Annotated in this window: 11 protein-coding genes, 8 tRNA genes and 1 rRNA gene; all 20 read right to left on the bottom strand. The window is 48.9% G+C overall.

Going from position 1 to position 12,982, the window contains the following annotated elements:
• Nucleotide 1: 1 nt before the first annotated feature.
• Nucleotides 2-607 (bottom strand): imidazoleglycerol-phosphate dehydratase HisB, encoded by a 606-nt coding sequence (hisB, locus tag M2277_RS08555; protein WP_006207522.1) that lies wholly within the window; start codon nt 605-607, stop codon nt 2-4.
• 64 nt (nt 608-671) lie between these two features.
• Nucleotides 672-1,955: a histidinol dehydrogenase gene (gene hisD, locus M2277_RS08550; protein ID WP_280754596.1), complete on the bottom strand. Its 1,284-nt coding sequence runs from the start codon at nt 1,953-1,955 to the stop codon at nt 672-674.
• Between the two features lie 31 nt (nt 1,956-1,986).
• On the bottom strand, nt 1,987-2,634 hold the full coding sequence (gene hisG, locus M2277_RS08545; protein WP_006207521.1) for an ATP phosphoribosyltransferase: 648 nt from the start codon (nt 2,632-2,634) through the stop codon (nt 1,987-1,989).
• Nucleotides 2,635-2,686: 52 nt separating this feature from the next.
• Nucleotides 2,687-3,880, bottom strand: a complete 1,194-nt coding sequence (locus M2277_RS08540) for an ATP phosphoribosyltransferase regulatory subunit (protein ID WP_006207520.1) — start codon at nt 3,878-3,880, stop codon at nt 2,687-2,689.
• Between the two features lie 355 nt (nt 3,881-4,235).
• On the bottom strand, nt 4,236-5,462 hold the full coding sequence (locus M2277_RS08535) for an acyltransferase (protein WP_006207519.1): 1,227 nt from the start codon (nt 5,460-5,462) through the stop codon (nt 4,236-4,238).
• 176 nt (nt 5,463-5,638) lie between these two features.
• The gene (locus M2277_RS08530) at nt 5,639-6,145 is read right to left on the bottom strand and encodes an acyltransferase (protein WP_006207518.1); all 507 of its coding nucleotides are present in this window, start codon (nt 6,143-6,145) and stop codon (nt 5,639-5,641) included.
• 13 nt (nt 6,146-6,158) lie between these two features.
• A complete protein-coding gene (gene ppaX, locus M2277_RS08525) occupies nt 6,159-6,809 on the bottom strand; it encodes a pyrophosphatase PpaX (protein WP_006207517.1) in 651 nt (216 codons plus the stop codon).
• 7 nt (nt 6,810-6,816) lie between these two features.
• A complete protein-coding gene (gene lgt, locus M2277_RS08520; RefSeq protein ID WP_006207516.1) occupies nt 6,817-7,950 on the bottom strand; it encodes a prolipoprotein diacylglyceryl transferase in 1,134 nt (377 codons plus the stop codon).
• 20 nt (nt 7,951-7,970) lie between these two features.
• The gene (gene hprK, locus M2277_RS08515) at nt 7,971-8,909 is read right to left on the bottom strand and encodes an HPr(Ser) kinase/phosphatase (protein ID WP_006207515.1); all 939 of its coding nucleotides are present in this window, start codon (nt 8,907-8,909) and stop codon (nt 7,971-7,973) included.
• A gap of 389 nt (nt 8,910-9,298) precedes the next feature.
• Nucleotides 9,299-10,423 (bottom strand): ABC transporter ATP-binding protein, encoded by a 1,125-nt coding sequence (locus M2277_RS08510; RefSeq protein ID WP_006207513.1) that lies wholly within the window; start codon nt 10,421-10,423, stop codon nt 9,299-9,301.
• Between the two features lie 108 nt (nt 10,424-10,531).
• Nucleotides 10,532-11,752: a PucR family transcriptional regulator gene (locus M2277_RS08505; protein WP_006207512.1), complete on the bottom strand. Its 1,221-nt coding sequence runs from the start codon at nt 11,750-11,752 to the stop codon at nt 10,532-10,534.
• Between the two features lie 151 nt (nt 11,753-11,903).
• Nucleotides 11,904-11,976, bottom strand: a tRNA-Lys gene (locus M2277_RS08500).
• A 7-nt stretch (nt 11,977-11,983) separates the two neighbouring features.
• A tRNA-Tyr gene (locus M2277_RS08495) sits at nt 11,984-12,069 on the bottom strand.
• Between the two features lie 12 nt (nt 12,070-12,081).
• Nucleotides 12,082-12,154, bottom strand: a tRNA-Phe gene (locus tag M2277_RS08490).
• A gap of 93 nt (nt 12,155-12,247) precedes the next feature.
• Nucleotides 12,248-12,324, bottom strand: a tRNA-Asp gene (locus M2277_RS08485).
• A 13-nt stretch (nt 12,325-12,337) separates the two neighbouring features.
• Nucleotides 12,338-12,413 (bottom strand) — tRNA-Thr (locus M2277_RS08480).
• Nucleotides 12,414-12,439: 26 nt separating this feature from the next.
• Nucleotides 12,440-12,515 (bottom strand) — tRNA-Val (locus M2277_RS08475).
• A gap of 9 nt (nt 12,516-12,524) precedes the next feature.
• Nucleotides 12,525-12,601, bottom strand: a tRNA-Met gene (locus tag M2277_RS08470).
• A gap of 32 nt (nt 12,602-12,633) precedes the next feature.
• Nucleotides 12,634-12,725, bottom strand: a tRNA-Ser gene (locus tag M2277_RS08465).
• A 163-nt stretch (nt 12,726-12,888) separates the two neighbouring features.
• Nucleotides 12,889-12,982 (bottom strand): 23S ribosomal RNA (locus M2277_RS08460); the annotation flags it as partial.

Below are 12,982 nucleotides of genomic sequence, written 5' to 3'. Positions count from 1 at the left end.
ATTAGAGCACTCCCTTCGTGGAGGGCACGCCGGTCACCCGCGGATCCACGCTGGTCGCCTCATCCAATGCACGGCCCAGTGCCTTAAACACCGCTTCAATCATATGGTGTGTATTGTGTCCGTAATGAACGATGACATGCAGCGTGATCCGGGCTTCCAGCGCCAATTTCCACAGAAATTCATGCACAAGCTCGGTATGGAAGGAACCGACCTGCTGCGAAGGATACTCAGCCCGATACTCAAAATGCGGACGGTTGCTGATATCCACGATGACTTGAGCAAGCGCCTCATCCATCGGTACAAACACGCTGGCGTACCGCTTAATCCCTTTTTTATCGCCCAACGCCTCGCGGAACGTCTGCCCCAGGCAAATCCCGATATCCTCCACCGTGTGGTGATCATCAATCTCGATATCCCCTTTTGCCTTCACCCGAAGATCAAAGTGACCATGCTTCGTAAACAAATCCAGCATATGATTCAGGAACGGTACATCGGTTTCCAATTCGGAGATCCCGGTGCCGTCTACATTGAAATCCAGGGTAATGTCGGTCTCATTGGTTTTGCGGCTCACGCCGGCTGATCTTGCTGCTGCATCCAAACTACTCACGATTGATTGCCTCCTCTATACGGATATCCATATTAAATGGATGACTTTTGTTCTTCTCTGCTGTTTATCGTTCATGATCAAGCCGAATCTCGATTGCCCGGGCATGACCCTCAAATCCTTCACGGCGGGCCAGCTCCATAATCTGCTCACCGTCACGCAGCAAGGCTTCTTTGCTGTAGTAGATCAAGCTGGATTTTTTAATAAAATCGTCCAGATCGACCGGCGATGCAAACCGTGCCGTACCATTTGTCGGAATGATATGATTCGGTCCCGCAAAATAATCGCCCACCGGCTCGGAGCTGTATGGTCCTAGGAAGATAGCTCCCGCATTCTCAATCTGGCCCACGATCGCCATCGGCTCCTCCGTCACAATCTCCAGATGCTCCGGCGCCAGCCGGTTAATGACTTCGATTCCTTCCCTCAGGGACTCAGTTATGATCACCGCGCCGTAACTGTCCACGGAAGCACGGGCAATATCACGTCGCGGCAGCAGCTCGAGCTGTCGCTGTACTTCAGCGGCAACGGCTTCACCCAGCTTGCGGGAAGGTGTCACCAGAATAGCGGAAGCCAACTCATCATGCTCCGCCTGGGAGAGCAAATCCGCCGCTATATAGGAAGCATCCGCACTGTCGTCGGCCAATACCGCAATCTCGCTCGGACCGGCCAGGCTGTCAATATTGACCGCACCGTACACTTCACGCTTGGCCAGCGCCACGTAAATGTTGCCAGGTCCGCAAATTTTATCGACAGGAGAGATGGTCTCCGTTCCATAAGCCAGCGCAGCTATCGCTTGTGCTCCTCCTACGCGGTAGATTTCCGTAACGCCAGCCTCCGCAGCAGCCACCAGGATATAAGGATTGATTCCATCCTGACCGCCGGTCGAAGGTGGCGTCACCATGACAATCTCGGGAACTCCCGCCACTTGGGCAGGGATGACATTCATCAGGACCGATGAGGGATATGCCGCTTTTCCGCCAGGTACATATACACCCACACGCTGCAACGGACGAATGATCTGTCCCAGTATGCTGCCATCAGCTTGAAAATCCATCCAGGAATTTCGTTTCTGCTTCACATGAAATCTACGAATGTTATCCGCTGCTGCCTGAATCGCCTTCACGAACGAAGGCTCCACATGACCGTAAGCCGCCTTGAGCTCTTCCTCCGTTACGCGAAGCTGGTCCGCAGTCAGATGGACGCGATCCAATTGCTCAGTATGCCGCAGCAAGGCAGCATCCCCTTCCGTTCGAATATCCCGCACAATCGCCTTAACGACTTCGTTCTGCTCCGGTGTGCCATAATCGGTCTCCCGCTTCAGCTTAAAATCCTGTGCTGATACAACCTTCACCTTAATCTCCCCCTATCCCGCTGCATGGTCTCTACCGTGAAACATGAGCTCCCTCAGACATGATGGCCTTGTGCAGCCGATCGCACAATGCCTGAATTTCATCATTCTTCATCCGATAGCTCACACGATTGGCAATGAGACGACTCGTAATTTCAAAAATGCTGGTCATCTCCACCAGTCCGTTCTCCTTGAGGGTCTGACCCGTCTCGACCATATCGACAATACGATCTGCCAAGCCGATGAGCGGTGCAAGCTCAATGGAACCATTCAGCTTAACCACCTCGACCTGCTGACCCTGCTCACGGAAATACTGTGATGCCACATTCGGATATTTGGTTGCCACCCGCTGAGTAATGCCCGGCTTCCAATCTGGCAAGCCAATAACCGACATCCTGCACCTCGCGATTCCGAGATCGAGCAGCTCATAAACGTCTTTGTTCTCCTCCATCAGCACATCCTTGCCCACGATACCGATATCGGCGACACCGTATTCCACATAAGTCGGCACATCCACCGGCTTCGCCAGAATAAATTCCATTCCTGCCTCCGGCAAGGAAATGACCAGCTTTCGCGTTTCATCCACATCGAGGGGAATCGGTAGTCCGGCCGAACGGAACAGCGCGGATGCTTTTTTATATATACGCCCTTTGGGCATCGCTACTTTCAACGTTTCCGCCACGTTCAAATCCTCCTAACCTTAACTTATATAAAAGATGAATCACGTCCACGTTCTATTGAAGTGTGATAATCTCCCGGTATCCTCTATGGAGCAAACTCCCCGAGATGACAGGAGCCCCTTCGTCTCCACCGTTTGCATGATCCGGAATAATTGAAGTTATAACCGTATGACCCTGTGCGCGAAGATCAGCCGCCTTAGCTAATCCTTTCTTCCGATAAGAAGCCGTGTAACGAATGAGAACAGGAAGGTCTTCCACAATCTCGGAACCCTGTACTCCATCCAATATACGGTTGGTCTTGATGGCAAAACCTGTTGCCGGAACCGCACGGCCAAACTGCTGGAGCAGTTTGTCATAACGACCACCGCTTGCCACAGGGGAGCCTAATTCCGCCGCATAGCCCTCGAACGTCATCCCTGTGTAATAGGAGAAGTCCCCGAGCATGGTGAGATCAAACAGAACATGCCTGGAGACATCGTATGCCTCCAGCACCTCCCACACCTTGCATAGATGCTCAATAGAAGCCCTGGCGAGGTCATTGCTGCTAATTTCAAGAGCTTGACCGGCAATCTCCCGGCCACCGCGCAATCTTAGAATTCCTTCTAACTGTTCTTGCTGTCCTGGGGCCAGTTGCAGGCTGGTGATGGTATTCCGGTATCCGACGTAATCCCGATTCAGCAGATCCTGCTTTAAACTTTCTTGATCTTCAGCCCGCTCAGGAAGCACCTGCTGGAGCAGACCATTAAGATAACCCATATGCCCCATCGCAATCTTAAATCTCTCGACGCCTGCCGCCTTGAGCGATTCAATGGCCAATGCAATCACTTCGGCATCCGCCTCAGGGGAATCATCGCCTACAAGCTCAACACCCGTCTGGAAGAATTCCGCTTCCCGTCCCGCTTCCTCTTCAATCGCGCGAAACACATTGGCATGGTATGACAAACGCACCGGAAGCGGCTCATCTTTCAGCAGTGATGACATGACCCGCGCTATCGGAGCCGTAAGATCAGATCGAAGCACCATTGTTGTTCCACGTTTATTAAGTAATTTAAACAGTTTTTGGTCCGACGTAGAGCTTGCTACGCCTACTGTATCGTAATATTCCATCGTTGGTGTCATGATCTGCCGGTATCCCCAGCGGTCCATGCACGCAAGCACTTCACGTTCAATCCGGCGCAGCTTGGTGACTGCATGGGGTAGATAATCACGAACACCTGCCGGTTTCTCGAAGCCTTTTGGTTTAGACATGAAGCTCCACCTCAAATCAGAAAAAGTCTTTAATATGGTAAAGTGTTACCTTGCTAATAAATTAAAGGATATTGGCTATATTACCATGAATAGATCCCGATCGTCAATGCATGGGAAATGCGTACATCTATGTATCGTTCTCTGTTTCTAACGACATTAGCCGCCCCAGGGCCAGCTTCACTTCTGGGTATAATTGTAACACAAGAACGAGCAGCAGTGGCTGGCTTGGCTTGTGATCATCTCCAGCCATGCCTTATGCGCACCCATACAAAAAGCCGCCCGATTGCCGGACGGCTTGGTTCATGATTGTTGGTATGAGATGAAATTATGCCTGCTATGATTACAGATATTACAATTACAGATCAACCGACTTCTTGCTGTCGCCTGTAACGGTATCCTTTTTTTGCGACGGCGTCTTGGGTACTTTGGATGATGGTTTTAACGAACGCGGCACGCTGCCAAGCAGCATCCAGGAGCCCGGGATCCACCGGAACATGGTTTGCACCACAAGCGCACTGACAATCAGCGCGGTTACCATACCGCCATATACCCAAATGAGATAATCATCGGTTACTGGGTTCAGCTTCAGATCGTATTCCCGATACAAGAACAGCCACAATGGATGCACCAGATATATCGCGAACGATAGCTCGCCAATCCGTGTCAGGACCTTAACGATGAGTTTCCAACCGCTATTGTACAGCCAGCTTGCCAGCTGCATCAGCACAATCGCAGAGAAGACGGTATGCAGATTCCACAGCAGCTCGTACAACAGGGAATCGTATTTGGCACCGTGCAATCGCTGATTGTACCAGATTTGCACATGAGCCAGTGCCACCGCGATCCATCCGGCCCACAACACGACCGTGCCTGCCCTTTGACCCGAAGTCTGCTTCTTCCATGAGGACGTTAACCAGCCCTTGAATTTATCGTAATTCATCGCCAAGTACGCGCCCAGCATGTAATAGGCTAGATAAGAGATAGCCAAGCTGCCTTTAAACGTATATTGCAGTTCATACTTATTCCATAAGATGAAGCCCCATTGGAGCAGGAATCCGATCGGAACCGCCCACCGCACCAGAAACCGGGACGATTTGAACAGCTTGAGGAAGATCGGGAACAGAATGTAGAACTGCAAACTGATGAATACAAAATATAAGTGCGTATAGTTCTGTCCGCGAATCAGACGCTCAAAGAAAAGCGGCATTTGTGCCCATAGATCAAACGAACTGTTCAGCAGTCCATTCTGATACATCCGAACAAAGAAGTAGAGGATAGAGAACAGCACATAAGGCAGCAGAATATACAAAAGCCGCCGTTTGTAGAAGTTCTTGATCAAATCCTTGGTCAATGGACGGTCTGCATAGTTATAGAACAACACAAAACTGCTCAGAAATATAAACGAAGGTGTGCCGTATTTAAAGAAGATATTCAAAAAATTAATAATATAATAGAACCGCGAATCGATTGCATCCACCGTTGCAAATGAAGTCGCATGTACGTGAAGCACGCCCAGAATAGCCATCGCACGATAGATATCGAGTTGCGGCAGCCTTTCCTTTTTGTTCAGCGTAGCACTCATGTCAGGCGTCGCCTCCTTTTATTTCAGCTTTTTCATAGAGTCCATGTATAAGGCGGCGGGCAAAAAAGTCCCTCAAGGCCATTACCCAGGGGACTATAGTTCGCTTTCTGTCATGTCATCCTCATCTCATTTTACAATAAATCCGACAGCTTGAGAACCTGACATGTCATATTACCTCAAATTGACTCACTTTCCGTCGATGTCCTCTTCAGCTCTCGCAATGGATTCCCGCCTACAAAGACACCTGGTGCCACATCCTTATGTACAACAGATCCTGCAGCAACAACCGCTCCATCCCCAATGGTTACACCAGGCAATATCGTTGTGTTCGCGCCGATCAGTACGTTCTCCCCAATCCATACCTCTCCTAGGCGATATTCCTTGATTAAATACTCATGTGCAAGAATGGTTGTATTGTAGCCGATCACCGAATTCTCACCGATGGTTATTTTCTCAGGAAAAAACACATCCACCATGACCATCAGTCCAAACGCAGTATGCTGACCTACCTTCATCCCGAGCATATGGCGGTATATCCAGTTCTTCATGGGCAGGATGGGGCAATAGCGCGCCAGCTGGATAAAGATGAAGTTCTTCACGCCCTTAAACGGGCTAACGGTACGGTAGATTTGCCACAGCGCGTTCGGCCCTTCTACAGGATAACGGGTAATCTTTCTGGCCATGCTGCCAAAACTCCTATTCCTCTGGAAGTCCTACGATATCGTACAGATCTCTCATATCCTTCAAAATAAAATCCGGACCATACTCCTTCAGCTTCAGTTCACCCTTCAGGGACCAGGATACTGCGGCAGCCTTAACGCCTGCCGCCTTCGCAGACTGAATATCGACTGGACTGTCACCGATCATCAACGTTGTCTCTGGGTTCGCACCCAGCCGCTCTATCGCTGTCAGAACGGGTTCGGGATGCGGTTTGGGGTGTTCTACATCATTCACCGTAACAATCGCAGACATGAAGCGTTCGAGATCGAACTTCTCCAAAGTCATCATCGTGGAGGGACGGATCTTCGTCGTTACGATGCCGAGGGTTAACCCGTGTCGATGAAGACGCTCCACGACTTTATTCACATGCGGGAATGGTCTGACCATCTCATCATGATGAAGCGTGTTGAACGAGCGGTAGGCTGTTACAAACGGGCTCACATCTTCGATGCCCCCCGAGAAAGCCTGCAGCTGCTGTTCAAGCGTTGTCCCCATATGCGGAATGATCTGCTCTCTGGTCAAAGGCCCTGGAGCCTGAGACTCGAATACATGCAGAAATGATGAAATGATCAATTCATTCGTATCAATAATGGTGCCGTCCAGATCAAACAGTACGGTTTCAATCATGCTGCAACTACTCCTTTTTGTCCTCCGTATCTGGTTTTATAACCGGAGTCTCATCCACCTGCGTTTGCTTGGCCTCCGTCTCCTGAGCTTGGGTAAGAGGGCTCTTATCAACAAGTTCCGCTGTTTCCACTGTCTCTTTATGATTTTTCGAAGAAGTTGCCGCCGGGGATTTCACTGTTTTATTCGTTTGCAGCTCCGCCTCCGGGGTTGGGCTGACTCCTGCTTTGGTGGACACGATAGGATCCAGATAACGCACATTCGCTCGACCTGTCACACGGCGTACAATAATCAGTATGATGCCTGCAATAATAAACAAGACAGACAACAGCTGTGAGATACGGATGTTTCCGTAGGCCGGATCCAGATGGCCCAGTTCAAAGCCCATCCAGGTCATCGGTGCCCATAGCGTATTGTTAATGAAGTCGGCAAGGCCGGTAGAGCCTTGAAATGCCAAACTGTCCGTGCGCACCGCTTCAATGAAGAACCGGCCAATGGAATACCAGATGAAATATCCGATGAAAAGTTCGCCGGAACGCAAGAATTTTTGTCTCCGGATAATAAGCAGTACAACAATACCAACCAAATTCCACAATGATTCATATAAGAAGGTAGGATGATGGAATACGCCTTGTACATTCATCTGATTCACAATGAAATTAGGCAGATGCAGCTCCCCGCGCAAAAATGTTTCGCTTACAGGACCGCCATAGGCCTCCTGGTTGACGAAATTCCCCCAGCGTCCAATAATTTGGCCGGCCAATAGAGACGGAGCACAGATATCGGCAATTCGCCAGAACGAGTAGCCCCTTCTGCGAACAAAGATCAGCGCGCAAATAATCGCACCGATAAGTGCGCCGAATATCGCAATACCGCCATTCCATATTTTGAACACATCGAGGAAGTTATCCTTATAGTCTTCCCACTTAAAAGCAACATAATAAATGCGTGCACCGATGATGGCAGAAGGAACGCCGAGCAAGAGCAAGTCCATAAAGAATTCCTGCGGAATGCCAAAACGCTTGCCTTCGCGAATAGCCAGCAGCAGACCCGCCAGTGCCCCAAGCCCCAAAATCAAGCCATACCAATGAACACGCAGCGATCCGATGGAGAACGCCACCGGATCGATGAGCAATGTTTGCATCACTTATAACCTCCCTAGTCCTAGTCCAAATCGTCCATATCTTCAGCGATGGTTGCCGTCAGCTTGTTCGTAAACTGCAGTGCAGCATTAAGTCCCATTTGTTTCAATCTGTAGTTCATGGCTGCTACTTCAATAATAACCGCAAGGTTACGTCCTGGACGAACGGGAATGGTCACCAGAGGGATATCCGTCTCTATAATACGCGTGGTTTCTTCATCCAAACCCAGACGGTCATACTGCTTATCCTGCTGCCAGGCCTCCAAGCGAACAACGAGGGTGATCCGCTTGTTATTCCGAACAGCCCCGGCGCCGAATAATGTCATTACGTTAATAATACCGACACCGCGAATCTCCAGAAGGTGACGAATCAACTCCGGCGCCGTTCCGTGAAGCTGAAAATCCGAGGTTTGGCGAATCTCAACCGCATCATCGGCAATTAACCGGTGTCCACGTTTTACAAGTTCGAGCGCTGTCTCGCTCTTCCCGATACCGCTTGAACCGGTAATCAGCATACCCACGCCGTATACATCACACAATACACCATGAATGGTTGTAGTCGGTGCTAATTTTCGCTCCAGGAAGCTTGTGAATCGGCTCGTTAGAATGGTAGTTGCCATGCTGCTGCGCAGAATAGGCAAACCTCGCTCATTCCCGAGCTCAACCAATTCCTCCGGCACTTCCAGCGAACGCGTAACCACGATACACGGTGTTTCCTCCGTACACAGACTACGCATCCGTTCTTTACGTTCCTCCGGTTTCAGCATCCCGAAGAAAGCTAGCTCCGTGCGCCCCATAAGCTGTACACGCTCACGCGGATGGTACTCAAAATAGCCCGCCATTTCCAATCCTGGACGATTCAGATCGTCCGTTGTAATCTGACGTTTCAAGCCTTCCTCGCCTGCGATGACCTCCAGCTGAAACTGCTGGACCAGCTCGGATACCTTCACTTTCTTGGCCATGGTCTTACCCCTCTTCTTCCGTTGTATGTTGACATCACAACACAGCCGTTACACGGCTCATCTTGGATGATATATTTCATAATCTGGTTATTTCCAAAAAATGTTTATTCAAAAAGTATTCTAATTCCACGTCTTTATCTGTCATCAACATATGTCGCCACGTTCTAAACGCCGCTTTTTCCGCATGCACGAAACACTTATGTATGCCCTGCTTTGTGCTTATCTTATCGAAAAAAGCTACTGAATGCAATTCTCTTTGCCCTTCCGATAGGGACAATAGGCTTATATCTGCTGAGAAATGAAAATAAGTACCACTCTAAATGCCTCTTTCTCCTAAAAAAACCGCCCCTTGAGGGGCGGTTTTCAAGAGAATGCCGTATACCGGAGAATTAGTCTCCCAGCAACACGTTCAATTCGGACTCTTTATCAAAGATATGAACTTTGTTCATGTCGATTGCCAATTTAACATTATCGCTTTCACGTGTAGTAGAACGTCCGTCTACACGGCCGATAACAGTATCAGTACCCAGTCCACTCAGATACAAGAGCATTTCGTGACCGAGGTTCTCAGTAACGTCAACTTTTGCATTGAAGATGGTGTTCGGGGAAGCTTCCAGGAATACTGGCTCTTCATGAATATCTTCAGGACGAAGACCCATGATGACTTCTTTACCGATCATCGATTTGTTTTTAAGAATTTGAGCTTTGCCGCCTGGAACCTGAACGTTCAGTCCCTCGGAAGTGAAGTACACGCCTCCGTTTTGTTCAGACAATTTACCGTTGATAAAGTTCATGGTTGGGGAACCGATGAAACCAGCAACGAACAAGTTGTTAGGGCTGTTGTACAGCTGTTCTGGGGAATCCGCTTGTTGAATGATACCGTCCTGCATAACTACGATACGGTCACCCATTGTCATAGCTTCTGTTTGGTCATGCGTTACATAGATACAAGTGGTTTCAAGACGCTTAACCAGCTTCGTAATTTCAGCACGCATCTGACCGCGAAGTTTCGCATCCAAGTTGGAAAGCGGCTCATCCATCAAGAAGACTTGTGGATCACGGACAATCGCACGACCCAAGGCAACACGCTGACGCTGACCACCGGAAAGAGCTTTTGGCTTACGCTCGAGCAAATGCTCAATGTCCAAGATTTTAGCTGCTTCACGTACACGTTTATCGATTTCGTCTTTCTTCACTTTGCGGAGCTTCAAACCAAATGCCATGTTTTGATATACGTTCATATGTGGATACAAGGCGTAGGATTGGAATACCATCGCGATGTCACGATCTTTAGGTGCTACATCGTTAACAACGCGGTCGCCAATGTAAAGTTTACCCTCAGAAATTTCCTCAAGTCCTGCGATCATACGCAATGTCGTGGACTTACCGCAACCGGAAGGACCTACCAATACCAAAAATTCTTTATCTTTAATATCCAAATTAACGTCAATTACAGTTGCTTTATCCGCACCTGCATACTTTTTGTAAATATGCTCTAAGCGTACACCAGCCATGTGCATTTGCCCCCTCATATGAATGTTATGAAATCGAATACAATTAATTTATAATCTTATATTACCCCATAGGCACCTGACTTGCTATACACAATCTGCACAAAAAACCTATTTCCTTTTCGTCACTTTATACAATAGAAGCGTAATTTTTACTAATACCGCATCACTGAAGCTGCGAACATCCAGACCCGTCTCCTGTTTGATCTTATCCAGACGATAGAGCAGCGTATTCCGGTGAATATACAGATGCTTGGCTGTCTCGCTCACGTTGCAGTCCAATTCAAAGAAGGACTCCAGCGTAGACAACGTCTCGCTATCCTCGAACAAATCGGTATGCCCTGCAGCATACTCCCGCAGGAACTGATTACGTTGATGCTCAGGGATACTGTATACCAAACGCTCCAGGTGGAGCCCGGTTGATAGATGGATATGTTCTTTAACCTGGAACGTGCGGCCGATTGTCATCGTCTCCCTCAACATTCCAACCGTCTGTGGCAAAGCATGAAGCGCATTAACGGCCGGTATAGCCGAGATATGGAAATCCCCGACCCATTCCGTTGAAACCAGCTCGTACAATCCCATACAGAACAGAGACAGTAAATCCTGATCGCCCTCGGCTGGGGTATCCTCTTTATCATCTGTCGTGATTCCATCCAACAGCTCTTGATTCGCAAGTATAATCCATTCTTTATCCAGAAGCGGCACCAGAATAATGTCCCCGTCAAAATAGCTTTTTAATAACCGCTGCAGCGCTTTATAACTCGGCGTCGGCGCGTGTTCGCTTTCATTAATCAGAAGGAATGGAACCATTTCCTCTGTTAAACTTGAGCGGAGCAGAAGCTCATCCGGCAATTCAGCTAACAGTTCTCCGGCTTGAAGACGTTCCTTTAACCATGAACCCAGCTGTTGAGCGCGCCGTTCATCTTCGACCTTAACGCTGCTTTTCGACACTATCCCTGGAGATGTCTCATGAATGCTCGACAATAAAAGGGTTATAAGGCCAATCTCCGACTCCGTCAGAACATTCCGATCTGCCACGATCACCCGGACAGGGTCCTGCCGATTAACCGGAATCCAAACCTCGTTAAGCGCTTCATATTCGTAGGCGCCAGCATGGGTTCGCTCTTTACGTGATGTCTCCCTTTCTCCACGGAAAATGGATCCAAGAGCCTCTTCCACATTATGATGACCGATGCGGTTGCCATGCCGCTGTGCGGCTGTCATGGATTCTTTTAGCCATGCCGCTTCTTGCGCGTTCAATGTTTTTAAACCGAGTGAGGTACCCAGGGTCTGCTCCAGCTTCTGAACGATGTGCTCCATCTCCACCATTGATGACTCCACCACTTTATCGTTTTTTTCTTATTTTAGCATATCGCCCTGTACAAACTACAATTCATTCATTGAAAGCAGATCGGTATGCAGCAAACTTATCTTCTGAAAAAACAAAAAGAGCCGTCAACAACGTTGACGACTCTTGGGATGAGCCATGAAGGACTCGAACCTTCGACACCCTGATTAAAAGTCAGGTGCTCTACCAACTGAGCTAATGGCTCTTATTACTGGTGGAGGATGATGGATTCGAACCACCGAACTCGGACGAGAACAGATTTACAGTCTGCTGCGTTTGGCCACTTCGCTAATCCTCCAGGATATAAAGGTGGCTCGGGACGGAATCGAACCGCCGACACGAGGATTTTCAGTCCTCTGCTCTACCGACTGAGCTACCGAGCCTTATGTAATTGACATAAAAATAAAGTGCGGAGTGTGACACTTCCCACTTTAATCTGTGGAAAACCAACCATTATTATTCCTATAAAGAAATAATGGCGGAACTGACGGGATTCGAACCCGCGATCTCCTGCGTGACAGGCAGGCATGTTAGGCCTCTACACCACAGTTCCGCATTGGTAAAGATGGTGCCGGCGAGAGGACTTGAACCCCCAACCTACTGATTACAAGTCAGTTGCTCTACCAATTGAGCTACACCGGCATGGTATGGTAATAAAAATGAATACATGGTGGAGGCTGAGGGGTTCGAACCCCCGACCCTCTGCTTGTAAGGCAGATGCTCTCCCAGCTGAGCTAAGCCTCCAGGTATGTATGGTAGCGGCGGAGGGGATCGAACCCCCGACCTCACGGGTATGAACCGTACGCTCTAGCCAGCTGAGCTACACCGCCATATAAAACCAATTGCATGTAAGTTATTCAAATGGCGGAGAGAGAGGGATTCGAACCCTCGCACCGCTTACGCAGTCTAACCCCTTAGCAGAGGGTCCCCTTATAGCCACTTGGGTATCTCTCCATCATAACTTGTATGCAGTTACAGAGATTGATTCCCTGAAAACTAGATACGAAACGAAATTTGCGTGTATTAGATATCCGTAGCATTACCCGATGTGGTATCGGGGTCCCCGAAAAGTATTCGGCATCCGCTTCAACGCCTTGCTTCACTTTTTGGGGTGTTTTTGGATAAGCCCTCGACCGATTAGTATTGGTCAGCTCCATGCATTGCTGCACTTCCACCTCCAACCTATCTACCTCGTCGTCTTCAAGGGGTCT

Source organism: Paenibacillus sp. LBL (assembly GCF_029893715.1).
GTDB lineage: Bacteria > Bacillota > Bacilli > Paenibacillales > Paenibacillaceae > Paenibacillus_AQ > Paenibacillus_AQ glucanolyticus.
This window is presented reverse-complemented; position numbering and strand designations above follow the sequence as displayed.